At 36.5% G+C, this 26,899-nt stretch carries 21 protein-coding genes; 2 read left to right on the top strand and 19 right to left on the bottom strand.

Translation table 11 applies throughout. The features are described from left to right. Positions 1-39: 39 nt before the first annotated feature. From ACEN4I_RS11265 to ACEN4I_RS11255, 3 genes are all read right to left on the bottom strand, one after another. Positions 40-1,065 (bottom strand): sensor histidine kinase, encoded by a 1,026-nt coding sequence (locus tag ACEN4I_RS11265; RefSeq protein ID WP_407096451.1) that lies wholly within the window; start codon positions 1,063-1,065, stop codon positions 40-42. A gap of 1 nt (position 1,066) precedes the next feature. After that, entirely contained in the window at positions 1,067-1,747 is a 681-nt protein-coding gene (locus tag ACEN4I_RS11260) for a DNA-binding response regulator (protein ID WP_407096452.1), read from the bottom strand. Between the two features lie 156 nt (positions 1,748-1,903). After that, positions 1,904-2,869, bottom strand: coding sequence for a D-2-hydroxyacid dehydrogenase (locus ACEN4I_RS11255; RefSeq protein ID WP_407102999.1), 966 nt, complete (start codon positions 2,867-2,869; stop codon positions 1,904-1,906). A gap of 190 nt (positions 2,870-3,059) precedes the next feature. On the opposite strand from ACEN4I_RS11255, the gene ACEN4I_RS11250 reads away from it, so the two are divergent. Further along, a complete protein-coding gene (locus ACEN4I_RS11250; RefSeq protein ID WP_407096454.1) occupies positions 3,060-3,749 on the top strand; it encodes a hypothetical protein in 690 nt (229 codons plus the stop codon). Positions 3,750-3,816: 67 nt separating this feature from the next. On the opposite strand, the gene recQ is transcribed toward ACEN4I_RS11250, so the two are convergent. From recQ to ACEN4I_RS11220, 6 genes are all read right to left on the bottom strand, one after another. Then, entirely contained in the window at positions 3,817-5,994 is a 2,178-nt protein-coding gene (recQ, locus tag ACEN4I_RS11245; RefSeq protein WP_407103000.1) for a DNA helicase RecQ, read from the bottom strand. Positions 5,995-6,438: 444 nt separating this feature from the next. Then, entirely contained in the window at positions 6,439-7,254 is an 816-nt protein-coding gene (locus tag ACEN4I_RS11240; protein WP_407103001.1) for an ABC transporter ATP-binding protein, read from the bottom strand. Beyond that, positions 7,255-8,262, bottom strand: a complete 1,008-nt coding sequence (locus ACEN4I_RS11235; protein ID WP_407103002.1) for a FecCD family ABC transporter permease — start codon at positions 8,260-8,262, stop codon at positions 7,255-7,257. It abuts the gene before it with no gap. 1 nt (position 8,263) lies between these two features. Continuing rightward, positions 8,264-9,250, bottom strand: coding sequence for a FecCD family ABC transporter permease (locus ACEN4I_RS11230; protein ID WP_407103003.1), 987 nt, complete (start codon positions 9,248-9,250; stop codon positions 8,264-8,266). After that, the gene (locus tag ACEN4I_RS11225; protein ID WP_407103004.1) at positions 9,237-10,184 is read right to left on the bottom strand and encodes an ABC transporter substrate-binding protein; all 948 of its coding nucleotides are present in this window, start codon (positions 10,182-10,184) and stop codon (positions 9,237-9,239) included. The genes ACEN4I_RS11230 and ACEN4I_RS11225 overlap by 14 nt, the downstream gene beginning before the upstream one ends. A gap of 237 nt (positions 10,185-10,421) precedes the next feature. Beyond that, the gene (locus ACEN4I_RS11220) at positions 10,422-12,107 is read right to left on the bottom strand and encodes a methyl-accepting chemotaxis protein (RefSeq protein ID WP_407103005.1); all 1,686 of its coding nucleotides are present in this window, start codon (positions 12,105-12,107) and stop codon (positions 10,422-10,424) included. Positions 12,108-12,464: 357 nt separating this feature from the next. Between ACEN4I_RS11220 and ACEN4I_RS11215 the strand changes: the two genes are divergently transcribed. Then, positions 12,465-13,205, top strand: a complete 741-nt coding sequence (locus tag ACEN4I_RS11215; protein ID WP_407103009.1) for an alpha/beta fold hydrolase — start codon at positions 12,465-12,467, stop codon at positions 13,203-13,205. A gap of 139 nt (positions 13,206-13,344) precedes the next feature. Here the strand turns inward: ACEN4I_RS11215 and ACEN4I_RS11210 are convergent, their stop codons facing one another. The 10 genes from ACEN4I_RS11210 to gatC all read right to left on the bottom strand — a co-directional run bounded on the left by ACEN4I_RS11210 (position 13,345) and on the right by gatC (position 25,876). Then, positions 13,345-13,815 (bottom strand): glutathione peroxidase, encoded by a 471-nt coding sequence (locus ACEN4I_RS11210; protein WP_407103006.1) that lies wholly within the window; start codon positions 13,813-13,815, stop codon positions 13,345-13,347. A gap of 157 nt (positions 13,816-13,972) precedes the next feature. After that, positions 13,973-14,947 carry a tRNA dihydrouridine synthase gene (locus ACEN4I_RS11205; protein WP_407103007.1) on the bottom strand — a complete coding sequence of 325 codons (975 nt, stop codon included), beginning with the start codon at positions 14,945-14,947 and terminating at the stop codon, positions 13,973-13,975. Between the two features lie 222 nt (positions 14,948-15,169). Then, positions 15,170-15,826, bottom strand: coding sequence for a hypothetical protein (locus ACEN4I_RS11200; protein ID WP_407096461.1), 657 nt, complete (start codon positions 15,824-15,826; stop codon positions 15,170-15,172). A gap of 227 nt (positions 15,827-16,053) precedes the next feature. Beyond that, on the bottom strand, positions 16,054-17,280 hold the full coding sequence (locus ACEN4I_RS11195; protein ID WP_407096462.1) for a hypothetical protein: 1,227 nt from the start codon (positions 17,278-17,280) through the stop codon (positions 16,054-16,056). Positions 17,281-17,432: 152 nt separating this feature from the next. Next, positions 17,433-19,151, bottom strand: a complete 1,719-nt coding sequence (locus tag ACEN4I_RS11190; protein ID WP_407096463.1) for a DUF262 domain-containing protein — start codon at positions 19,149-19,151, stop codon at positions 17,433-17,435. Between the two features lie 979 nt (positions 19,152-20,130). Then, a complete protein-coding gene (gene rlmD / locus ACEN4I_RS11185; protein WP_407103008.1) occupies positions 20,131-21,513 on the bottom strand; it encodes a 23S rRNA (uracil(1939)-C(5))-methyltransferase RlmD in 1,383 nt (460 codons plus the stop codon). A 121-nt stretch (positions 21,514-21,634) separates the two neighbouring features. Next, positions 21,635-22,651: a diacylglycerol kinase gene (locus tag ACEN4I_RS11180; RefSeq protein WP_407096466.1), complete on the bottom strand. Its 1,017-nt coding sequence runs from the start codon at positions 22,649-22,651 to the stop codon at positions 21,635-21,637. A gap of 20 nt (positions 22,652-22,671) precedes the next feature. Continuing rightward, the gene (gatB, locus tag ACEN4I_RS11175) at positions 22,672-24,102 is read right to left on the bottom strand and encodes an Asp-tRNA(Asn)/Glu-tRNA(Gln) amidotransferase subunit GatB (RefSeq protein ID WP_407096467.1); all 1,431 of its coding nucleotides are present in this window, start codon (positions 24,100-24,102) and stop codon (positions 22,672-22,674) included. A gap of 15 nt (positions 24,103-24,117) precedes the next feature. Next, positions 24,118-25,569 (bottom strand): Asp-tRNA(Asn)/Glu-tRNA(Gln) amidotransferase subunit GatA, encoded by a 1,452-nt coding sequence (gene gatA / locus ACEN4I_RS11170; protein WP_407096468.1) that lies wholly within the window; start codon positions 25,567-25,569, stop codon positions 24,118-24,120. A gap of 1 nt (position 25,570) precedes the next feature. Then, the gene (gatC, locus tag ACEN4I_RS11165; RefSeq protein ID WP_407096469.1) at positions 25,571-25,876 is read right to left on the bottom strand and encodes an Asp-tRNA(Asn)/Glu-tRNA(Gln) amidotransferase subunit GatC; all 306 of its coding nucleotides are present in this window, start codon (positions 25,874-25,876) and stop codon (positions 25,571-25,573) included. Positions 25,877-26,899: the final 1,023 nt, after the last annotated feature.

Here is a 26,899-nt window from a genome sequence, read left to right as displayed (position 1 = left end):
ATGATGGACAACCTTACAATTTTGTAAGATTGCCGTTAATCAAAAAATTTCCAATTTTTCTTGATCCAAATTGATCCTCACCATAGTTCCTTGATTCAATTTGGACTGAATGTTTAGCGTATGCCCTAATCGCTGACAGATTTTTTTGCTTAAAAAAAGTCCCAACCCAGTAGATTTTTCTTGGATCTTGCCATTCCATCCCGAATACCCTTTTTCGAATATCTTAGGTAAATCTTCGGAACGGATGCCTATTCCATTGTCTTCTATAATCAATTGCTTTTCTTTAAGGGGATCCATATATATTTTTATATGCCCATTTTCTGGAGTGTATTTTAAACTGTTTGAAAGAATCTGCTCTACTAAAATAAGCAGCCACTTTTCATCTGACAACACACTTTTTCCAAGTGGTTGGTAATCCAGCGTAATGCGGTTGTAAATAAATATAATAGAGAACTTTTTAAGTGTCTTTTTGATTACAAGATCTAAATCTACTTTATCCAAATCTAGTTCTTTCCCTGATTGCTCCAATTTCAGATAATTCAACGCCATATGAGTGTAATTTTCTACTCGAATCAGTTGTTGTTGTACTTTTTTAGATAATACAGGGTTCTCTTTATTTTGTTGCATTAATAAACTCATTGCCGCGATAGGAGTCTTGATTTGATGCAGCCATAGTGTGAAGTAGTCCATTTGCTCAGTGTTTTTTTCTTGTTGACTGTACCTCAATTCTTCTATCTGCGTCATTAAATGATTGATTTCTCCCAAAAGGTACTTCTCTGAAGGATCTATAGACTGCTCCAGTTCTTTCAAAACTGTTAAAGGCTGGGTCTCGATGTACTTCAATATTGTGTATCGTTTAGTATACTGGACAGATTGAATGATCAAAAAACTCAAAAATAAAAATCCCGTTAATAGTACGCCGTAAAAGTAAAATTCCAAAGGCAAACGTCCTAAAATAAATAAAATACCAAAAATGAGGACCATACTCAAATAAATTCCTATCTCATATCGCTTAGCCGATAAAAAAGCTCTAAGCAATACACTCTGTTCTTTTAAATTGGTCATTTTATTCTCCTTTCATCAATCCGTAACCATAACCTTTTTTGGTAACAATAAAATTCTCCACGCCTATACCAGCTAATTTTTTTCTTAAGCGTGCAATGTTGACGGCTAAGGTATTATCATCAATAAAAGCTTCATTTTCCCATAAGCTGACCATGATCGCTTCTCGAGAAACAAACTCGCTTTTATGCAAAAATAATTGCTCTAATATTTTCATTTCTGTTTTAGTTAGGGGTAATTCCTCTTCTTCAAATTGTAATGTCAGTTCATTTACTTTCAAATACACTCCTTGATGATTCAAAAAAGAATCGCTCTCGTTGAAATCATAAGCCCTTCTAAACAAGGCTTGTATTTTAGCGATCGCAATCGTTAAATCGAAAGGTTTACTAATAAAGTCGTCTGCCCCCATCTGAATCGCCATAACAATATCCATTCGCTCATTTTGCGAAGAAATAAAAATGATAGGTACTTGAGAAATTTTCCTGATCTCTGTACACCAGTAATAACCATTAAAGTAAGGCAATTTAATATCGATCAGTACCATTTGCGGCATAGTTTCTGTAAATTGTTCCATCACTTGATTAAAATCTGTCGTATAAAATGCATCATAATTCCATTTCGTTAATTCTTCCTGCAAACTCTTGGCAATCGTTAAATCATCTTCTATGATCATAATTTTTTGCATTTTTCCACCTCGTTCCTGCTCACTGACGTATTTTATTATAACGGAAATCATCACTTGCTTGAACCCAAACTATTCTTTTACTTAGCAGAAACTGCTGGCTTAGGAGTAATTTCCTCTTAAGCCAGCAGTCTGTTCCTACTATAAACACATGATTTTTTAATTTGAAACGACGTTTTCAGGCTTTCCATTGATAAATTGCTTTATATTGTCAACCGCGATCTCTATCAATCTGGCACGACTTTCTTTAGTAGCCCATGCAATATGTGGTGTAACGAATACATTCTTCGCTTTTAATAAAGGATTAGTACTTTCAATCGATTCTGTACTGACCACATCTACACCTGCTGCGTATATTTTTCCATTATTCAAAGCTTCTGCAACAGCTTCTTCATCTAATAATCCTCCACGAGAAGTATTTAGCAATATGACTCCATCTTTCATTTTAAAAATCGTATCTTGGTTGATCAATGCTTCTGTTTCTTCTACCAATGGAATGTGTAAGGAAATGACATCCGATTTCTCCAATAATTCATCCAGTTCTACATAAGTTGCAAGCTTCTTTCCTTCTTCACTTTGGCTACGATTATACGCTAGTACTTCCATTCCCATAGCCTGAGCAATTTTAGCCGTTGCTTGTCCAATACTGCCAAACCCGATGATCCCTATGGTTTTTCCAGATAATTCTATCAAAGGATAATCAAAGAAGGTCCAATCTGGATGTTCTTCCCATTTGCCTTCATGAACAGCTTGGTTATGATGACCAACTTGCTGGCAAATTTCTAATAATAAGGCAATTGTCATTTGTGCAACGGATTGAGTACTGTAATCAGGAACATTGGTTACAACAATATTCTTCTCTTGAGCTGTTTTCACATCAACTACATTATACCCCGTTGCGAGTACCCCGATATACTTTAAAGATGGGCAAGCTGAAATGACTTTTTTCGTAAGAGGTGCTTTATTCGTCAATACAACTTCAGCATCGCCAATACGGTCGATAATTTCTTGTTCATTAGTTAAAGATGTTCGATCATAAATCGTTACATCTCCTAACTCGTTTAGTCCTTCCCAACTTAAATCTCCAGGATTAGTGGTATAACCTTCTAATGCAATGATTTTCATAAACTGCCTCCCAAAAAAATTTTATCCTCTATCTTTTCGTTCTCTATTAACTTTACTAGATACGACGTAAATTTGCGAACAACAATTATTAATTCGTGAATTTTTTTCAAACACTAGTAAAAACACTGGTTTTTGAATACCGCTTGTTATATGATTGGGTTACCACCAACTGCGTTGAGAGGAGAAATTCATGAAAAAATATGGAATCATTATTTTTTTACTGCTTTTATTTTTTGGAATTGTTTACATAGGAGTCAATCAAACACAATCTTTCAGCAAACAAACTTCTGCCGCAAAAACATCAGAACTTGAAACAACTGTCAAAGCAGAATCTGACACCAACGAACCTATCCAGTTTGACAAATTAGAGTCTGTTGACCGCCTAAAAATTCGCGGAAGTAAATTAGCTTCAGAGATGGGATTTAGCGTTTCCAGCAGCCTATGGGTTGTTGAAGAAGAAATCATTGAGGAAGAAATAGAAGAAGAACTTGTAGAAAGCGAAGAAATCACAGAAGACGAAGAAGATGAATCGAGTGTATATACAGAAAGTAGTAGTTCTGCTTATACACCAAAGAAAAAAACAAATTCATCTACTACTAATTCTTCTAGTTCAAGCAGCTCTACAATTAAAAAACCAGCTCCTAAACCAAAAGAATCTGAAGAGAGTATTGAATCTAGTAAGCCAAAAGAATCCTCTGAATCTAACACACCAGACGTACCTGTAAAAGATGAAGATACCATCAAAGATGAGGAAGATGAAATACCGCCAGAGTCAGATCTTCCGACCAATGAAGGTGATCCGTTGCCTCCAATCAATGGAGATCAAACAGGTTCAGAAAAGCCTAACGAAGAGAAAAATTCAGAGGAAGTAACTGAATAAACTATACTTATTAAAAGAGCTAGACCGACTGTTCAGTTGGTCTAGCTTTTTTAGATAACCTTATTACTTATTCATGGTGCATTTCTGCTTTTATTTTTGCCAATACAAATTTGATCTCATCATATGAAATAGACTCTGAGACAGCTTCTTTGATTGGTTTCAGCGGAGTCATGCCCACTTCAGCTGCCGCTGCTTTTATCTCAGCTTCTGCTTCCTCACTGACCAATCTCGAATACTCCAACTCAGTGCCTTCTTGAATCAAGACGCACAAGTGATTCACGATAGTCGTTGGAGATAAATCTCGAACAACTGCAATCTCAGCAATTGTTTTACCTTCTTTGAAATAGGATAATGTTTCTTCATGAGTAGCGCCTTTTTTCGAGGACTTACTTGACTGAGAACCAGGTTTTACGACTACTTCTTTCACTGACAAGTTTTCTTTTCTCAGTTGTTCTATGTCCAAAGACTGTTCTGTTGCATAAGTTTGGATGACTTCAAGAAATCGTTCTCCATATTCTTCTAACTTGGCTTCTCCTACACCATGGATATTCAGGAATTCTGTATCTGATGCTGGGAATTTAGCCGCCATATCGATCAAACTTCTATCCGAAAAGACCACAAACGGAGGTTTTCCCATTTCTTGAGCAATCCCTCTACGCAATTCTCTTAACAATTCAAATAATCCTGTATCGTAATTTTCAATATTTTCTACTGATTTTTTCGTAGCAGTTGTTTCTTCTTTCAATGATTTTGTCATCGTCAATCGAACTGTAGCTTTTAACAAATCATTCGTTTTAGTCGTAAATTGCAAAATAGGGTATTGATCTCCGCCCAAATGCAGATATCCTTCACTGATCATAATCGAAATGATATCCTTAATATCTCCTTCAGTATATTCTTTCATTATTCCATAGGTCGATAGCTCATTAAAATGCATTTGTTTGATCCGACTCGTCGCTTTTCCTCTTAAAACATCTGTCACCAGACCCGTTCCATAGGTCTGATTCATCCGATAAATGCAAGACAAGATTTTTTGGCATTCTACAGTGACATCCGTTTTGACCATTTCACCATCGCAATTCGAACAATGGTCGCACTCAATCCATTCCGGTATTTCGTCAAAATAGTTTAATATCGTTTTCCGCAAGCAACTTCCTGTTTTGCAATAAGTGATCATGGTATTGAGATTCGCTTTAGCATGCGGATTATTTCCTTGTTCGATCAAAAAAGTATTGGTGATGATGTCTTGACCAGAATAAAATAAAATGGCTTCAGAAGGAGCTCCATCTCTCCCGGCACGACCTGCTTCTTGATAATAGCTTTCCATGTCCAACGGCATATTGTAGTGGATCACTCGACGGACATTCGATTTATCGATCCCCATCCCAAATGCATTTGTCGCTACCATGATGGGTTTACGGTCATAAAGAAAATCTTCTTGATTTCGCGTTCTTTCTTGATTACTGATTCCAGCATGATAAAGAGTTACCGGATACCCTTTTTTATTCAACGTTTCATAAACTTTTTCCACATTTTTCCGTGTATTGCAATAAATAATACTCGACTCTTTATTGTCTACCATGCGTAATAATTCATTGGCTTTCTTTTTGGGTTTTACCACTGAAAAATAAAGATTCGGCCGATCAAAACTGGAGATGTATTGGTAAGGCTGGTTCAAGTTTAGTTGCTTCACCATGTCTTCTCGCACAGGTGTCGTGGCAGTAGCTGTAAAGGCCGCAAAAGGTGGTCTCGTATTTAAGACATCCATCAATTGAGGGATGTTTTGATAACTGGGCCTGAAGTCATGTCCCCATTGAGAAACACAGTGCGCTTCATCGACAGCCACTAAATTGATATTCATTTGCTGAGCATAAGAAATAAAGACTTCGTTTTGCAGTCTTTCTGGGGAGACATAAATCAAATCCAATTCCCCTTGAAGAGCACTGTACAAAATATTTTCTTGCTCGTTAAAAGTCAACTGGCTATTGATGTAAGCCGCTTTTACGCCCATCGTTTGCAAACCATCCACTTGGTCTTTCATTAAAGAGATCAACGGCGAAATGACAATCGTTACACCATCCATACAAATTGCAGGGATTTGGTAGCATAACGATTTCCCGCCACCCGTAGGCATAACGCCTAAGACGTCTTCTCCTCTTAAAATAGCATCGATCATTTGCTCCTGTCCTGGGCGAAAGGAGTCATATCCATAATAGTGTTTTAAAGTCTCTAAAATTGCTGTCATATAATCCTCCAAAAATTGTTCGTTTGCACTTGCATCTCTACTAGCCTATCATACTTTTCTGAGTTACAAATAAAAAATACGAAAAAACTTTGTTAATTTTTTTATGCGAACCAGTTTTTTATGTATTTGTTCAGTCCAGTATCGTTCCTTGTTTTTTGTGTTTTTCAATGCTTATAAGTTCTCGCCAATGGAGTCGTGAAAATAATAAAATAGATTCCTTTTCTATCCATATTAGATGGAAGAAAACTTCTTGATGAAGAATACCTTTTGAACATCAAGGCAGTTCTATCCTTGATGTAAGTATAAGATGGCATCATTAGTTGAATTCAAAAATGCCAAAAGCGGTAGTTTAGCTTTTGGCATTCTTGGATTTGACAGCTGGATTTATAATGAATTTTTTGTTTGAATACTGCTTATTTACCCTCTATAACATAATTTAACATGCTAGCGAAGCTGCGAAACAAGGATTTCCCCTTTTTTCGACACTTCATAATCCAAGCAAATGGGGTAGCGCTCATCTTCACTGATTTGCAGCTTAGCTTCGATCCCATACAGTTCATGCAAGCTTTCTTTAGTAATTGACTTGCAAGGCGGACCTTGACAAATCAGTTTCCCGCTCTTCATTCCAATGATGTTGTCTCCGTATTTGCAAGCATTATTCAATTCATGCAGGACCATCACTATAGTAAGTCCTACTGTTTGATTCAATCGGCTCAATAATTGCAGTATTTCTTGCTGATAAGACAAATCAAGATATGTCGTTGGCTCATCAAGCATGATAATATCTGTCTCTTGGGCAATCGTCATAGCGATCCAGACTCGTTGTCGTTGTCCTTGAGACAACGTGTTTAACTTACGATGGGTAAATTCTTGCAGCTCTGTTTCTTCTATAGCCCAATCGATCATCTCTTTGTCATGCTGGGATAATCCGCCAATACTTTTTTGATAAGGAAATCTTCCATAGGACACCAGATCTCGAACAGTCAATCCAATTGGGCAAATTGGTTCTTGTGGTAAGAAAGAGATTTGTTTGGCTAATGTTCTCTCTTTTTGCCCGATAATGTCTTTTCCATTGATGTAAATATTACCAGATTGTGGTTTGATCACTCTAGCAACGCTTTTTAACAGAGTAGACTTTCCACACCCATTTGCACCAATGATCACATTGATTTTTCCTTTCAGAAGGGAAAGATTTAATTGTTCTATTACAGGCTGCTCTTCGTACCCTACCGATAGATCTTTTACAATTATAGCTTCCATTTAGTTCTCCTTTATAATTAAATAAATGAAATAAGGCACTCCAAATACAGAAATAATGATTCCGACAGGTATTTCTATGGGAGAAAACAAGTTTCTAGAAACAGCATCTGCAACTAACATCATAACAGCACTAATCAAAGCAGATACAATCAAGACATATTTATGAGAAGAACCTACCAACTTTCTGGCAATGTTTGGAGAGATTAATCCTATAAAACCAATATTCCCAGCAAAAGCAGTTGCTCCTCCGGCTAAAATGACTGCATACGCCAATAATTTTTTACGCTCATGGTTTCGGTTTAACCCTAGAGCGGTGATGTGTTCATCTGAGAATTGTAGAACATCCAATTTTTTAACATTCCATAGCACTAAACCAAAAAACACGCTCACTAATGGCAAAATGATCTTAGCATACTCCCATCCTGTCCCCCATAAACTTCCAGAGGTCCAAATGAGTACTCTGTTGTATTCTCCCACTCCTCCTCTAAAAATAAAGAACGTCATAAAAGCACTCAATCCTGCATTGATTCCCAGACCTACTAAAATCATTTTTTTAGGTTTTATGCCTTTATCGCTCGAAAGAACATAAATGATGGTCGCCGAAACTGCTGCTCCAATAATGGCCATAAAAGGCAATAAGTACACAGAAAAAGAGCCAAGCTGGTTGTAATAATAGGTTGTTTGAAAAGAAACAACTAAAATAGCAGCAACAGCTGCTCCGGCATTTATTCCAATGATCCCGGGATCAGCTAGTTCATTTTTGGTAATAGTTTGGATGATTCCTCCAGATGTCGCTAATGCTATGCCTATACATATTGCCACCAACATACGCGGCAAGCGTAAATTCAAAAGAGCTGTTTCTTGAAAGGCATTGCCTCGGCCGATAAAAGTCAGAAAAATATCTGTGATACTGATTTGATAGCTTCCCCAGCTGAGGTAGACAGCTGCAGAAAGGATAAAAAATACCACCAGCAGAATCAGGATCTTCTGAATGCGTATTTCTTTCATATCAAGCTGACTCCTTTCTTGCTGCTGCGATGAAAAAAGGGACCCCTATTAAAGCAGTAATTATTCCGACAGGCATTTCATAAGGAGCATAGACTAAACGAGCACCCATGTCGGAATAAACCATCAAAACAGCCCCAAGTAAAAAGGATAGCGGAATATTTTTAGCATAATTTTCACCCACTAGTCTCCGATTGATCTGCGGAATGATCACACCGACAAAGCCAATATTCTTTCCAACCGCTACCGCTGCAGCGCACATAGGGATCAAGATAAGAAAGGTCAATAACCTTGTTTTACCAGGGTTCACACCTAAACCTGCAGCGGCTTCGTCACCTAGACTAAGAATATTGATTTTTTGAGCCAATAACAGACTACACAGTAAGCCAAAGGTACCTACACTAGCTACCAATTTAACATCCGTCCACGTAACATTTCTGAAACTGCCTGAAATCCAAAAAGCAATGAATTGAGATTTATTGGATAGAATTCCAATAGTCGTAGTCAACGAGATAAAAAATGTGCTTATGGAAATACCGGCTAATAATAATTTACTGACACCCTTTCCTTTGACTTCTTTGTAGAGAAAAAAAATCACCAATGCTGCACTGAAAGATGTGCCGATTAGAGAAGCCAACAGGATATTTTGAGTATTGATGGCGATATCGGCCGCATAAAAGAAAGCAATCATCAGTGTAGCTCCTTGGCTCACTCCCAGCAAAGAAGGTTCTGCTATAGGATTACGCGTAACTCCCTGTACCATTGCTCCTGTAGCTCCTAGAATGCCTCCAGTAAAGAGAGCTGATAGTACTCGAGGGATTCGAACGTCTCTAGCCAGTAATTGATCCAGCTCATTTGACTGACTCACTATACTGTCAACCAGTTCTGACAGACTGATCGGTATATTTCCCAGACAGATACTCAGATAAACGCCTACAAGCAGGAGCACAAAGCAACCACTGACAAAAAAAGCCGTTTTATTTTGCTTCATCTATCATCACCGCTATTTCATCTAGCAGCAACTCTCTGCCTATAGGGCTGTAGCCTTGATTGAAGTATGGTGAAGCATCTAAAGTGATCACATGACCAGATTTTACTGCAGGCAAATTGTTCCAAATAGCATTTTCTTGAAGAACGGCTAAATCTTCATCTGTTGCGATCGCAAAGATAACATCTGCTTCTATCGCAGCTAACCCTTCATACGTCACTACCGGTAAACTAATATCCGTTTGCTCCGGCATTCCGCTAGGTTTCCGCAACCCCATGTCTTCATAAAGGATATTTCCAAAACCGGCTCCATCAAATACAAAAAATTGTCCTCCGCTAGCTAAAAAGGCTAGATAAGTAGTATCCTCTCCATGAGCTCTTTTGATCCGATTTCCTATTGCTAAGGCTTTTTCATTATACCCATCTAGCCAATTCTCAGCTTTGTCTGCTTGGTTAAATACTGTCCCCACAGCTTTCACATCTTCTTGCCAATTTAAGGCTTCCAATTGAATCATCACAGTAGGTGCGATGTCTTTTAACTGCTCGTAGACTTTTTCTTGCACGGTAGACAGAATGATCATATCCGGTTCTAAATTCATAATAGCCTCGATATCAAAAGTATCTTGCATACTGTAGCCTAATATAGCAGCTCCTTCTAAAATATCTTCTAAGTAAGAAGGAAATTTAGTGTAATCATAGGCATCACTATTTGCAGTTCCAACAACTTTATAACCTAAAATAGATAAAATATCACTGTTTCCACTTAAATCGACGATTTTTTTTGGATCTTTAGGAATCTCTACTTCTCCTTTAGCATCAGTGATTGTGATCATCACTTCTTTTTCTGGAGACTCATTAGCCTGACTTGAACAACCAGTAAAAATCAATAACGATAGAAAAACAAATAAAATCATTTCAACGCTAACCTTTTTTTTCATGAATTAATCTCCTCTTGCTTCTCGTAAAGCTCAACACTTCACATTCTTATCTATTCAGTTTTATTATACTCGATATTCTAAAAATGTTAAGTCATTTTTACTATTTAGTGGAAGAATATTTGTCTTAAATAAATCTTTTCCCTATCTATTTTATCAAGCAATGAAACACTAAAAAAAAGAAACAAAAACAATGCACTAAACATTGTTTGTTGTTTCTCTAAATCGCAGGAGCATCTATTAAAGTTTAAACGCACTCACTAATCCTGTTAGTTCTTCTGCTAACTGCGCTAAGAACGTCGCTGAAGATGTCACTTCTTCGGCAGCAGCTAATTGTTCTTCAGTAGCAGCTGCAATTTCTCCAGATTTAGCGGAAGAGTCTTTCGCCAATTCCGCTACTTCTTCAATCGCTGCATTAACTTGTTGTACACTGGCTGATATTTGTTCAGAAGTCGCTGACAATTCTTGAGTTTGAACATTGGTATCTTCAATAGAATGTACAATCAGTTCAAATGCTTTTCCAGTTTCTTCTGCAATAGACATACCTTGAGTAATTTCATCGTTTCCATGTTGCATCATTTCAACAGCTTTTGTAGTATCAGCTTGGATGTGTTGGATCAATTCTGCAATTTGATTCGCAGATTCTCTAGATTGTTCGGCTAATTTACGGACTTCATCAGCAACGACTGCAAAACCTTTTCCATGTTCACCAGCACGCGCTGACTCAATGGCAGCATTGAGAGCTAGCAGGTTCGTTTGATTAGAAATATCTGTAATGACATTGATGATATTGCCAATTACCATTGATCTCTTCTCTAAAGATTCCATCACTTGATTGGTTTCTTTATTTGCTTGATAAATAGTCGTCATTTGCTGAACGACACTTTGGATTTTTTGAGTTCCTTGATCTGCTTGTTTTTTAGTTTCAATCGTCGTTTGAGCCACCACATTTGTGTTGCTGGTAATTTGCAGAATCCCTGTAGCGATTTCACTCACCCCATGCGAACTCTCTTCTGTGCTCTTGCTTTGCGTTTCAACACCATCTGCAACATCTGTAATAGAAGTAGCTATTTGATTCGTTACCGCTGTAGTTTCTTCTGCGATCGCTAAAAACTCTTGTGAAGAAGAAGCTACTTGTTCCGATGTATTGCTGACTTGTTGGATCATGTTTCTCAAATTAATAATCATTCTATTGAATGTATGTCCTAATTGACTGATTTCATCTTTGCTGGTGATGGTAATTTCTTCAATGGCTAAATCACCATCAGCAATTTTTTCAGCTACTTCTGCTACTTGATTTACACGACTGGAAATCATTCGACTCAATCGTAGAGCAATAATGACTCCTGCAGCAACCGCTAAGATGCTAATGATCATAATAACGGTTAGCATTTTTTTTATTTGATTTGTCAAATCATCACTTACTTTTGTAAAAGCATCTTGATGGTAAAACAGTAGTTCTTTCCCAATAGACTGTATTCGATTAAATATTTCATTTCCTCTACCATTCATCAAGGCAGTGTAAGCTTCAGTGTTTCCTGCTTGTTTATAAGAAATAGCTTCCTCCGCTATTTCTCCATATTCTGCTTCTGCTGAAATTATTTGGTTTGTTAACTCTAATCCTTCTTCATAATTAGTATGTGAAGTAAGATTAGCAACATTTTCTTGAAATTCTTTTTGATTCACAGAAAACGCATCAAGATTCTCTGAATTCCCGGCTGTTAAATAAGTCTGCAACTCTATTTCTTCTTGATAAGTCTCAAATAAAGTATATGAGGTCAATCGAATTTTATTTGTACCTTCTGCTATTGCAGAAGTATATTTATCGTTTACGTCCTTTAATTGAACATATGTAATTCCGCTGATTAAAATCAATAATGTCGTGATCGTAAAAAATCCTGTTAGTAATTTTTGCTTTAATTTCATTTTTGATGCCCTTCCTCTTCTGTATTAACCATTTAAATCCCTAAAATCATTTTTATCTTCTTGATTCCCCTGTAGGATTAATCGGACAAATTTTATATTATTTTACTTAAAACTAATAAAAATACGTTTTCAATACAACTAAAAAGTGACTACTTTGTTACAATTATTATTGATCTGTCTTTCTCCTATTACTATAAACGGTGCAATAAACACATTGAGATAGCTTTTCCAATGCATAATTATTCAAGTTTATCATCATTTCTTAAATTGAAACCTGATTTTAAAATCCGTTTTAATGCTGCTTTATCGATTCCTTTCGCTTCCCTATTTTGATATGATAGTTGCGAGGTGGATAAAGTGAAATTGACCATTCGAAAAAGAATGTTAGGCAACATCCCATTATTAGAAGTTGTCCCGACAAAACAACGCAATGAAAAGTTGCCTTTAATTATTTATTATCACGGCTGGCAATCTGTAAAAGAACTGAATTTGACACAAGCTCGTTATTTAGCACGCGAAGGTTTTCGAGTATTATTGCCTGACGCTGTGAATCATGGAGAAAGAAAACAACCGATTTCCAACATTCCTTCTCTCACTTTTTTCCAAAGCATTCATTCGAATTTATTTGAATTCGGCTTTATCGTTGATCATTTTCGCAAGATTGGGTTTGTCGATGATATGATTGGTGTTGGAGGAACGTCTATGGGCGGCATCACGACATGTGCGTTGTTGACACATCACCCTGAAATCAAAGCGGCAGCTTGTCTGATGGGTTCGCCTAAATTACTGGCTTATCAAGAACGCATTGTCAAACATGCAACTCGGCTTAAGCGCCATTTGCCAGAGGATTATTTTGACTTGCTGAGTTGGATTCCGAATTATGACTTATCTTTACGTCCTGAAACCTTACAAGGCCGTCCGTTGTACATTTGGCATGGTACGCAAGACCAGATTGTGCCTTATGATCACGTAGCTGAATTTGCGGAAGAGCAAAAGCACACGCCAAATATTTACTTTACGGATGAAGAAGAAGATCATTTAGTGAAAACAAGTACGATGCATGATGTCACAATATTCTTTGTGAACGAGTTGTTGTAATCGAAAAAAACGTCATTCAGAGTGTTCCCAAAAACTTTTAGACTGCTTAAAAGACCACGTCAACATTTAGGCGAACATACCTGGATGTTGACGTGGTCTTTAGTTATAGAAAAGATTTATTTCCTTGTTCTTAAAAGCTTTAATTATATTGAGTCAACTCTTTTTCGATTGAAAGAGGTGTCGTTGTTGGCGCAAATCGTTTGATGATAGTCCCTTTTTTGTCTACTAAGAATTTTGTAAAGTTCCATTTCACAGCTTTTCCAGTGATGCCTTTTGTCTCTTCCGTTAATAATTTAAAAAGCGGATGAGCATCAGATCCATTGACCTTTACCATATCATGCATCGGAAAAGTAACTCCGTAAGTCATGCGGCAAGATTCTGCAGCATCACTAGCTGAGTCGATTTCTTGTTTGAATTGATTGGTCGGAAAGCCTAAAACAATGAAATCATCATCCTTATATTTATCATACAATTTTTGCAGCTCATCAAACTGTGGCGCCAAACCACATTTAGTAGCTGTATTGACAATAAGCAGTGTTTTGCCTTTATATTTATCCAATTTATAAGTTTCTCCGTTTTCGAGTGCTACTTCAATATCATAAATATTCATCTGATTATGCCCCCACTTTGATTAGCTTTTTATACTAACTTACTTATATCACTTATCTGATGAGATTAATACATATTTTATCTGTAAACACAAAAAAAGTTAGAATCCCCATGTGTTTTGTCACGGATATTCTAGCTTCTTTACTAGTGCTGTTTTTCTATAAAAAATCTTTATTGGCTTCTTCAAATGCATCCAACAAAGTACGAGCCTCGTCAATCGATTGCGTCTCCATTAATTGTGTTCTTAAGTCGCTTGCCCCACGAATACCGCGAACATATATCTTGAAGAAGCGGCGCAATGGTTTAAATGAGCGATCTTCATTGGCAAAATGTTCCTCGAAAAGATCCAAATGAAGTCTAAACAAACTCAACAACTCTTTAGCTGAATGCTCTTTCGGTTCTTTTTCAAAAGCATACGGATTGGTAAAGACACCGCGGCCGATCATAATTCCATCAACGCCGTACTCTTCCACTAACTTCAATCCTGTTTCACGGTCAGGAATGTCTCCATTGATAGTCAGTAGCGTATCAGGAGCCACTTCATCACGCAATTTTTTGATGCCTGCAATCATGTCCCAGTGAGCATTCCCTTTACTCATTTCTTTTCGGGTACGCAAATGAATCGACAAGTTAGCAATGTCTTGTTGTAAAACATGTGTCAACCAATCACGGTACTCATCGACATGAGTGTAACCAAGTCTGGTTTTGACGCTGACTGGCAACCCTCCAGCTTTTGCGGCTTGGATTAATTCTGCAGCTACTTCTGGACGTTGAATAAGACCGCTCCCCTTGCCTTTACCTGCTACGTTAGGTACTGGACAACCCATGTTGATATCAATTCCGCTGAAGCCTTCCTCTGCCATCCCGATACTCATTTGACGGAAGTGTTCAGGTTGATCTCCCCATATGTGAGCTACCAGTGGTTGTTCATCTTCAGTAAACGTTAAACGACCGCGCACACTGTCTTTTCCTTCAGGATGACAGTAACTAACCGTGTTTGTAAATTCTGTAAAAAAGACGTCCGGTCTTCCCGCTTCACTGATGACATGACGAAAAGCAACATCTGTTACATCTTCCATCGGTGCCAAAATAAAAAACGGTCGCGGCAACTTATTCCAAAAATTCTCTTTCATCTAAAAAACCCTCTCGTTATAGGTGTAAATGTTTATCTCAAAAATAAAAAGCAGAAAAATCCTGCTTTTTAGCTTATATTAGTCTATACTATTTTATCCGACCGACTACAATAGTCTATTCTAACAAATTTGAGTTAAAAACGAAACTGTTTTTTATGAGAATCTTGTAAAAGCTGTGTGAAGCTAAAGGAAAACAGTTTATCAATCAAAGTTATTTACCAACTAATGGCCATATCTACGCTTAAAATCTTCTACACCTAATCTACAAGCAGTTTTATCGCCGACCATTCGAAACATCTCAAAATAATCCAGACTATCAAACGTAGGTGTGTCAATACGTTCGACCCCAATACGATTCCCGGCCCAGCTTCCTTCTTCGAATTCACTTTTTTGTTCCGCTTGGGCAAGAATAAAGTAAGGCATCAAATTATTTTTCATCCTGAACAGCCGTTGATCAATGGTCATGAACAGATGTGAATCATAATTAATAAGAACGTATTGATTCATAAATTTTTCCCATCTCTTTTGTATTCTGTTTGCTTCTGCAGGAGGAATCGTAATCAGATGGATTCCATTTTCTTTGCGAACTCTACGTTCTATTTTGTGTTTGTATTTTCGGTGATACGTATATCCTTCTTGTTCAATGAGGTATTCCTTTGCATTTTTTGAGTCCTCCACTACGGCGATCCTGTCACCTTTCCATTCATCCATCAACAAATGAAACAATTCATATTGAAATGGATTCCCAAATCGCGGATGAACAAAAGAAATAGCCATAACATTGCTTTCACCAGACAGAATCAATTTTGCCGGCTCTAGAATGCATTTTTTATCTAGGTTTACCAGTAACTTATTTTGCTCCATTGTTTCTATAATCAACGCCTCCAATATATTTTATAGGATTTTATTCCTCAATATAAAGTACGTGATTTTGGTGAATTTCATTTTTTTAAACAAAAAATATCTACGAAATTTATCTCGCTAACCTTTAAAATAGAAAAATTCCAAAATATCCTTTAGATATCATGGACCTAAATTAGCGGTAAAACATAAACCTTATTATTTTAGTGAAAAAAGAATTGAAGTTCGATATAAATAAATTCATGCTACTCTTTTATATATATTTTTTCTTCACGATACAATATTTCTACCTTTTGATTTTGAATTTTACTGTATTGTTCAATAGCTAAAGGTATCGCAAGTAAATCTTTTGGATTTGAGTAGTCATCTATATATTGCTGCATCTCTGAAATGTTTTCTTGCTTACTGACTTCTTTCTTTTTATTTTCTTTATTCAATATCCAATCTGCACTCAATTCTGCAAATGTTGCCAATAATTCTATTTTCATCCCTCCAGTATCTTTTAACATTTTTGGGAATACATTATACCATGCTCCATCTTTACTTTTTAAAATTCTAAGACCTTCGAAGTATTCCGGAATCAAATCATATGTTTCCGCAAATTCTATCGTGCTATCTATTATGTTATCTAATAATTTTGTTAGCCAAACCTCATCAGATTGCCCTGACATAAGTATTTCAATTAAAATAGCTAAATTATAAGATTTCAAAGCATAATTATACGCATAATAGTTCTTTTTAAATTTATGTTTGTTATCTTGAATCTGTTTCTTTTTATCTTTATCCGACATTTTACTTCTTAAATCTTTTATCTGACTATGATAAAATTTCACATCCGCTAATGATTTAATCCGAATAGATTGAATATTTGTAAGTGTTGCCTGTGTATACAATGAACTAGTCATATAATACTCTAAATTTGAGTATACTTCCGTTATAAATTCAGTGTTAGCTTCAGCCAGACTTCTTTTGTCAGCCTCGAGAAAATTTTGAATTTCATTTATATTTTCTAACAGGCTTTTTAGACTTGTATTTATTTGACTTAAAAAATATTGATTAGTTGCAACTGAACAGACATTATAAACAGATAAAATTATGTTTGAAATTCCCATTACTTGTGATGGAGAGATATGTTGCCATTCAGCTTGTCCTAAAACTTTATTATTTGTGCCATATTCAACAATATTTCCTCTGACTAAATTGACATTATTAGCAGATTTCTGTAACTGACCTAATCCTTTATCAAAAACAACTTTGTACGCACCTTCATATTTTTGGGAATCACTTACTTGTTTTAACACATTAGGAAGTTGTTGAAATACAGCCAGATTTTTACTTGTATTTAGATTCTCCAAACGTTTCCATTCTTTTGTATCAAATTCTGAGACTGGTTCGAAACCTACTAGTCCATTAATATTTTGTATAATTAATTTATAGTCATTGTTATCAATTACTTCTTTATCAAAGTCCATTTTAGCCATCCCTAACTATTATCATTATTTTCATCTCTAGTTTACCAACTACTATGATATTAATCTTAAATTCTTTTCGAAACATATCCTTTTTTTTTAAATTAACCTTCAATATTATCCTAGCAACATCAGTATAAGGAAAAGTCATAATTTTAAAGTAAAATTGCTTTCAAAGCATCACCCATTAATTTTTGTCGTTTTTCCATAAACTCTTCAAATTGTGATAGTTCATAAGAAGAATCATCCGGCATATATTTAGCATTCTCACTATTCTCTAGAATCTTAATCCAGTCTACTAGGGGCGTTGCATTTTTTCTAACATTCTCGCGCCCTTCTAATAATTGAAGATTCGCTAATGTATTTCTTCTACGTCTCCAATCATCTTTTCTATCATCATCAATTACTAATCCATTAGCAAGCTGAAGACTTGCAATCTTGTTCTCTTCAAAACCGGTATGTGGATGTAAGTGATCTTGATGGAAACCTTTCTGACTATATTTTAAATTTGGATAAAGCAAAGATAACAACATAAAGGTATATGCGCCAATTTCATACGTATCAAATAGTGCATCTATCTCTTCAGAAGTGTAGCGCAATGTTCTTTCACCAGTAAAGCGTACATTTAGTAAATTACTCATCCTAAATGAATCTGTTGGCACTACTTTCAAAGCTTCTCGTATACTTGTTAGTGCTGAGTTTGTAGCTGCACCAAAAACCTGTTTTACCTGTGCAATAACTATATACTTTCTTAATTCTAAAATGCTTTCATTATCAAAATTTCCACCATTAAAACGATAATATACCATTGGTGATACAGCCACATAAGATATAATATTCTCTGAATTAAAGCCGAATTCATTAAGTAGATCTACTGTGTCCTTGATAGCTTTACGAATGCTCTCCCAATTATCTTTTATCTTTAATACGCTTTCCTTCTTGAATGTCTCAACTTTAAGCGTAACGGACATATCGAGGAGATATAGACAAGTACGCATGATAAAATCATTGGAAAACTTATATCCTTCACCAATTTTATTAATTTCTGCAAGCAGTTTATCTATTTCATCTCTAGCTTTGTCCCAATGCGAAACAATGGTAGAGAATAACAAATCACTCTTCGATAAAATAGTACCACCAGAATTCACACGAACGAATATATCGAGGACGCTGTCGATATAGTCCGTTTGAACTTCAAAATAGTTAATTATTTCGTCACCCACAAGTCGAGTATGTAGCAAAGATATATTCTTCATTGCAATTTTATTCGCAGCCCAACCGCTCGGAATAATTAAATCTGTTACTAACTCATCTTGAGAATACTTTAATATATCTTTAACTAGGTACCATAGTTTATCATCTTTTTGCTTTTCAGCCTCTATTTGTGTCAGAAATTTAAACTCGTAAGAGATATCCTCCTCATCAGTTCTCTGACTATGCAGATTTAAATACAATTCTTTTATAGGGAATGCATCATCATTTTTCCATCGCTTGTTTGGTAACTTCCTGCTCATGCTACCTTGCAAAGCTATGTACAAAGAGGTTAATCTTTGTTGACCATCAAGAACAGCCCATATTGTTTCTTCATCACTTCCAATAGGAAATGGTTGTGGTGCAGATGGGTTTTTATAGATATCTCTTTCATGAAAATTTTTTATAAATTCGTACATTGAGTACTCTTTTTTGTTAATGATTGATTTTCTAACTTTCCAAAATAGAAAAGTTCCTATAGGATATCCAAGCATGATAGAATCCATCAACTTTGTTATTTGATCATTATTCCACACATATTTTCTTTGTATTGCCGGAAGATAAATTTTGCGACTATTTATTTCTTCGATTACAGCTCTTATATTTTTCTTTTCATATGCCATAAGTGTCTCTCCATTTTCCCTTTATTTTACTTTTTCTTATTGTAATTCTTATCGATCTATCAAACATACTTGTCACTCTGCAGATCCTTTAGTACAGCTATGAAAGTTCTATTTTTGATATCATTTAATAATGAGAATGGTTCTTCGTCTTCCTATAATTTTGTACCGGCTTTCAATTCATCCGATGTGAATCACTTTTTAATTTCCTATTAAAATTCTATGCCTTTCCCAAACTCGTTTTGCAAGTTCAGCAACCCTTATATATTCGTACATTAGGTTAATCATATCTGCTCTAGTTAGCATACAACATCTCCAATATACACTAATTATACTGTAATTCACTTGATTGTTGAACATAACAAATATTTCATATTTAAAGAAGCAGTCTTTGGACTTATTGATTTAATTGTGCATCACTACAAAAAAGTTCTAAACAAACTTTTATTGCCTTTGATAGAGATATGGTATATTCAATACATATTTACACTATACTTCATAAAACGATCGTTACTTATTCTGCTAAAACAAAAATGATTTATTTGAAAACATATGAGGGAAACCAAACAAAATTATTGTGAAAACATGCTCCTTTTGGTGTCCTAAGAAAGAATGTTATACTATTGATATCGTAAAATAACATCTTTTTTAATTCTCTACCTTTCAGTTACTCATTCCTAAAAATTTTTGGAGAAATATGGGGTTGCTTATAGCCATGAATAAGGATGCAATGAGAATTACTTAGCGTTAGGCTTTAGCCGTTACGCTAAGTTTGAAGCTTGCAAGCCTTGAGATGCGGTTTTCAGCTCAAGGTGTTCCCATGGCTTTCATAAGCAGCCCCATAGGTCGGAGGAAATTTCTTTACCAATATCAGAAGATAAAGGCATAAAAAAAAGAAGCTACTCAATAATAAAATCAAGTTAGCTTCTTTCTATTTTAAAGTACTAGTGCATTCACTACATATCTTGTTATACGAAGTTTACTAGTCTTCTATTCTTGTCAACAACGTTACCGACTCTATATGAGTAGTTTGTGGGAACATATCTACTGGTTGTACTTTTTCAACAGAATAGCCGCCTTCAGCTAGTAAAGCCACATCACGAGCTAATGTTGCTGGGTTACAGCTGACATACACCATTTTAGTAGGTTTCATTTCAAGTACAGCATCAATAAATTGTCCTTCTAATCCTTTACGTGGAGGATCTACCACTAGTAAATCTGCCGTACGTTCTTCTTGACTCCATTCAAGCATCACTTCTTCAGCCGCTCCAACTTGGTAAGTTACGTTTTCGACGCCATTTAACACAGCGTTGCGTTTTGCATCTTCAACGGCCATTTCAACGATTTCGATTCCGTATACTTCTTTAGCTTTTTTAGCCAAAGCAAGAGTAATGGTACCAATACCGCAATAAGCATCAATAACAGTTTCTTCACCCGTCATATCTGCAAAATCAAGGACTGTTTGGTACAATTTCTCCGTTTGCAATGGGTTGACTTGATAGAAAGAACGGTGAGAAATCTCAAACGTATTTCCCATCAATTCATCCGTAAATTTGTCTTCACCATGCAATACGATAGCTTCTTCTCCTAAGATCACGTTTGTGCCTCTTGGATTGACGTTTTGAACGATACTGACAACCTCTGGCAATGCTTCAAGAATATCTGGAATAATCTTGCTTGTCGGGAACAATTTCGCTGTACGTGTTACCAACACGATCATCATTTCACCAGTATGGTATCCTCTGCGAACCACAATGTGGCGCAAGTTCCCTGTGTTGTCTTTTTCGTTATACGGTTTAACACCGTATTCACGTATAATATCTCGAACCGCAATAATCGCTTGATCGATTTTAGGATCTTGAATCAGGAAGTCTTCAATCGGAATCAAGTCATGACTATTTTTACGGTAAAAACCGGTTGTCAATAGATCTCCAACCTTACGAACTGGAACCTGTGCTTTATTGCGGTATCCCCAAGGTTCTTCCATACCGATAGTGTCCAATACCGGAACTTCAGGCATTCTTGCAATACGCTGCATCACATTCTCAACTTGTTGTTTTTTGAACGCTAATTGAGCCGAATAAGACATGTGTTGCAATGGTGTAATTCCTGTACGTGTATACATTTGGTTTCTTAAAGGTACACGATCAGAACTTGAAGTCAAACGATTCATGACTTTTCCATAACCATAAGTTTTTCCTGTTTTGTGAATTTTGATTTCTACTTTTTCTCCGGGCAAAGCATCTTCAATAAAAAGCGGGTAGCCATTTATTTTTCCAACACCCATCCCTTCAAATGTTAAATCTTCAATCGTAACCGTATGCTGTTCGTTTTTATTTACTGGAATAGTTTGGTCTTTTTTCAAATCCTTTTCTCCTTCCACTCAAAAACATTCTCTGTCTTTGGTGCGCTTGTTCTCATTTGCAACGGCCGTTTTTCTTGTGCTGCATGAAGCGAAAGTGATCTAAAAAGAAAACTTTCGTGTATTATTTTTCTTCTGGCAAATCCCCAGTTAATTCTTCCACTTGTTTCAAGAAAGCTTCTTCTACATCATCTGCAAATTCATCTTTTTCTTCTACATCATACGGAATCAAATCAACATCAGCAAACATTTCAATATGCTGTTGCAAATTGGTGAACTCTACTGGTGAATCTCCGCCATATTCTCCATCTAAATTGATCATCAATGGCGCTGAATCAGTTGTTTGTGCTTTAATCTTATTCGTTTTGATGTACATAATTTTAGAACTGTTGATGTGTTTTCCACCATTTAATAATTCTGCTATCAAACGGAATATTTCTAACAAATTGGCCGTTTTAACAATAATCAACGTAAATTTCCCATCATCTAATCGGGCATCCGGCGCAATTTGCTCAAAACCGCCTACTGAGTTGGTCAAAGCCACGAAAAACATAGAAGCATTTTCTTCAAAAATACCATCATCGTATTCAATTTTCATAGGAACAGCTTTAATGCGGGGCAACATTTCTGCGCCTTTAACAAAATAAGCTAAATACCCAAATACAGATTTTAATTGAGACGGCACTTCATAAGTCAATTCAGTAAGATATCCGGCAGCACCAATATTAATAAAGTAAGACAATTGCTTTTCTGTCTTCGCTTGACCAATATCCATATGAATGGTTTGTTTTTTTTCAATGATTTTTGCTGCAGCGATCATATCATTTCTCGGAATGTGCAATGCTCGAGCGTAATCATTCGTCGTACCAGCAGGAATAATAGCCATTTTAGGACGTTTTTTTAGTCCAGCCAATCCATTGACAACTTCATTGATCGTCCCGTCACCACCAGCAGCGACAATCAAATCGAAACCTGCTTTAGCAGCTCTTTCGGCTTCTATTTGAGCAGAAAAAGGTTCTGGTGTAGTAGCAAAAGTACTGGTTTCATAACCAGCACTTTCGTAAACACGCAATATTTCAACTAGGTTTTTCTTTAATAATTCACGCCCAGATGTTGGATTATAAATAATTCTCGCACGCATCTGTCTACCTTCTTTCCAAATTACCGTTTGCTTAACTCTTGGTTTAACAGTTTATTCACAACACCAGGGTTTGCTTGTCCTTTAGTTGCTTTCATAATTTGACCCACGAGGAATCCGATAGCTCGGTCTTTTCCGTTTTTGTAATCTTCAATAGACTGTGCGTTATTGTCTAGAATCTCATTGATGATCGGCAACAATTTAGCAGGATCACTTAATTGAACCCAACCGTTGGCTTCTACAACAGTTCCGGCATCTCCGCCATTTAGAATCAATTCACGGAAAACTTTTTTCGCAATTTTTGAACTGATAGTTCCATCAGCAATCAAATTAATCATCCCTGCTAAGTTTTCAGGAGTCAATTTCGTATCGTGCAACTCTAATTTTTCACTGTTTAAGTAAGCTGATACTTCACCCATCAACCAGTTGGCTGCTTGTTTAGCGTCAGCTCCTTTTTCAAGAGTTTCTTCAAAAAAGTCTGACATTTCTTTAGTAGCCGTTAATTGAGACGAGTCAGTTTCAGAAAGTCCAAAGTCATTAGCGTAACGAATACGACGTTCTTTCGGCATTTCAGGAATCGATTCTCTGACACGTTCGATCCATTCATCTTCAATGTATAAGTTTGGCAGATCTGGTTCAGGGAAGTAGCGGTAATCACTCGAACCTTCTTTGACACGCATCAAAATTGTTTCACCAGTAGATTCGTCGTAACGACGCGTTTCTTGTTGAATAACGCCTCCAGCTAGCAATACTTTCTCTTGGCGTTTTTCTTCAAAGGCTAACCCTCTGCGCACAAAGTTGAAGGAGTTTAAGTTCTTCAATTCGGTTTTCGTCCCAAATTCTTCTTGACCGAATGGACGAATCGAGATATTGGCGTCACAACGCATAGAACCTTCTTCCATTTTAACATCACTTACACCAGAGTATTGGATGATTTGTTTAATCGCTTCTAAATAAGCGTAAGCTTCTTCCGGTGAACGCATGTCTGCTTCGGAAACAATCTCAATCAAAGGAGTTCCTTGACGGTTTAAATCGACATAAGAATAGCCGTCTGTACCGTGAGTGTTTTTCCCAGCATCTTCTTCTAAGTGGACGCGTTCGATACGGATTTTTTTCTTTTTGCCTTCCACTTCAACTTCGATCCATCCATCATGTCCAACAGGTTGGTCAAATTGAGAAATTTGGTACGCTTTGGGATTATCTGGATAGAAATAATTTTTACGGTCAAATTTAGTGTCTTGTGAAATTTCACAATTTAAGGCTAATGCAGCACGAATACCAAATTCTACAGCACCTTTATTGATGGTTGGTAAAACTCCTGGGTAACCCCAGTCAACTACGTTTGTATTGGTATTCGGTTCAGCTCCAAAATGTGCTGGAGATGGCGAGAACATTTTAGAGTCGGTTTTTAATTCTACGTGGACTTCTAGTCCAATAACTGTTTCAAAATTCATGTACTTTCTCTCCTCCTACAAGTTTGGTCTTGCTTTGTGGAATTCTGTTGCTTGTTCGAAAGCATAAGCTGCTTGGTAGATCGTTTGTTCATCGAAATGGTTTCCGATCAACTGCAATCCAACTGGCATGCCTTCTGAGAAACCACAAGGGATAGAAATTGCAGGAACTCCAGCTAAGTTCACTGGTACTGTTAAGATATCTGACAAGTACATAGCAATTGGGTCATTAACTTGTTCTCCAATACCATATGCAGTTGTGGTTGTTGTTGGACCTAAAATCAAATCGTATTCTTTAAAGACATTTTCAAAGTCTTGGCGAATCAATGTACGAGCTTTAGAAGCTTGTTTAAAGTGGGCATCATAAAAACCAGAACTTAAAGAGAATGTTCCCAGCATAATACGACGTTTCACTTCTGGTCCAAAACCTTCCGTACGTGTTTTAACATACAACTCTTCTAAAGATTCTGCATCTTTAGCTCTATATCCATAACGAACGCCATCAAAGCGTTGTAGGTTAGAAGAAGCTTCAGAAGAAGAAATAATGTAGTAAGCTGCAATACCGTACTTAGAATGCGGTAAGCTCACGGTTTCAATAATAGCACCAAGTTCTTTATATGTTTCAATAGCTTTCAAGACTGCTTCTTTCACGCCTTCTTGCAGACCATCTTCTAAGTATTCTTTAGGAACACCAATTTTCATTCCTTTAACGCCATCGGCAATCCCTTTGGTAAAGTCTGGTGTTTCTTTTGTGGAGCTCATTGCATCTTTTGGATCGTGACCGCTGATCGCATTTAATGCAATCGCATTGTCTTTTACATTACGCGTAAAGGGTCCAATTTGATCTAAACTAGATCCGAAAGCAATCAATCCAAAACGTGATACACGTCCATAAGTTGGTTTCATTCCAACCACACCAGTAAAGGCTGCTGGTTCACGAATGGATCCACCGGTATCCGTTCCTAATGAAACGGGAACTTGTCCAGCTGCTACTGCTGCTGCAGAACCACCTGAAGAACCACCGGGAACTTTAGATAAATCCCATGGGTTGCGAGTTAATTTGAAGTAAGAGTTTTCTGTACTTCCACCCATCGCAAATTCGTCCATGTTTAATTTCCCAACTGAAATCATTCCAGAATCCGTTACTTTTTCAGTAACAGTTGCATTATATACTGGAATAAAGTCTTCTAACATACGACTGGCAGCTGTTGTTAAAGTTCCTTCAGTAACAATATTATCTTTGATTCCAATAGGCAATCCAGATAGAATATTTTCAGGGTCAATCCCTGCTTCGTCCATTTCACGAGCTTTTAATAAAGCTTCTTCTTCTGTCAATGTAATGAAAGAACCCACTTGATCTTCTGTTTCGGAAATACGGGCAAAAACGGCTGTCATAATTTTTTCTGCTGTCGTTTCTTTGTTGACCAGCATGGTATGAAGTTCTTCTAACGAATGATCTAATAAACTCATCTTATGCTCCTCCTTCCGCATTGTCTATCATAGCTGGAACTTTTATTAAACCGTCTTTTTCAGATTTTACATTTTTAAATAATTTTTCGCGATCTGTACCAGGAGCTGCTTTGTCTTCACGCATGACACTGTAAGTTCTCATTCCGTGTGTCATAGTGGGTACATGTTCAGTATCTAATTCACTTAATTGTTCCACCATTTCAATGATTTTATCCATTTGATCGGTGAATTTTGCAATCTCATCATCTGGGATTTCTAATTTTGCTAATTTTGCAACGTGTCTGATATCTTCTTCAGTTACTGTCATTTATTATTTCACTCACTTTCTAAAAGTTCACAGATTTAAAACTTCCTTCCTATAATATCACAAACCGCGTACAGACTCTATGAATTCTTCATTTCAATGGCGAGAATTTAACGGTTGTTTAATCTCCTAGAACTTTTTTCGATCCTTTTTCAACTTATTTTTCATGATGAATAAGATAAAATCGGTTCTACAATAGTTGCCATTGGTAAATAGATAATATCCTTCTTTTTAACTCTAAGCCTATTAGAAACACATTTCTAGAAATTTCAGGAGGAATATGGGGTTGCTTATAGCCATGAAAAAGGATGCAATGGGAATTAATCCCGAGTTAAAGCTTCAGCTTTTACTCGGAGTTTGTTCTCCGCTGCGCTGCGCATACCATTTCCGTACGTCGCTAGCGCTCCAACGGCTTCGGCAACGCTCGCAAACCTTGAGTCGCGGTTTTCGGCATCAAAACGCGCTTTAAACATCAAGGCTAAAATTACCTTGATGAAAAACACGCTTTGAACATCAAGGCTAAAACTTCCTTGATGAAAAATTCACTTTGAACATCAAGGATAAAATTACCTTGATGAAAAATACGCTTTAAACATCAAGGCTAAAACTTCCTTGATGAAAAACACGCTTTGAACATCAAGGATAAAACTTCCTTGATGAAAAATACGCTTTGAACATCAAGGATAAAATTACCTTGATGAAAAATACGCTTTAAACATCAAGGATAAAATTACCTTGATGAAAAATACGCTTTGAACATCAAGGCTAAAACTTCCTTGATGAAAAACACGCTTTGAACATCAAGGATAAAACTACCTTGATGAAAAACACCATTTAAACATTAAGAGCAAAATTGGCCGGCTTGAATCGGTTAAATAACAAACTTAAATCAGTTAATCGTAAGCCCGTTAAAATTAACCGCATAGAATTGTTGTCTCCCCTCTTGTAAGATTGACTTATCTCAATCAGACAGGAGGGATTTTTACTATGCGAGATCAAAAAAATAATCAACCCATCGTCCCCGTC

Source organism: Desemzia sp. FAM 23990 (genome assembly GCF_045528485.1).
Classification (GTDB): domain Bacteria; phylum Bacillota; class Bacilli; order Lactobacillales; family Carnobacteriaceae; genus Desemzia.
Note: the sequence above shows the minus strand (reverse complement) of the source record. Positions and strands in the feature narration are given on the sequence as shown.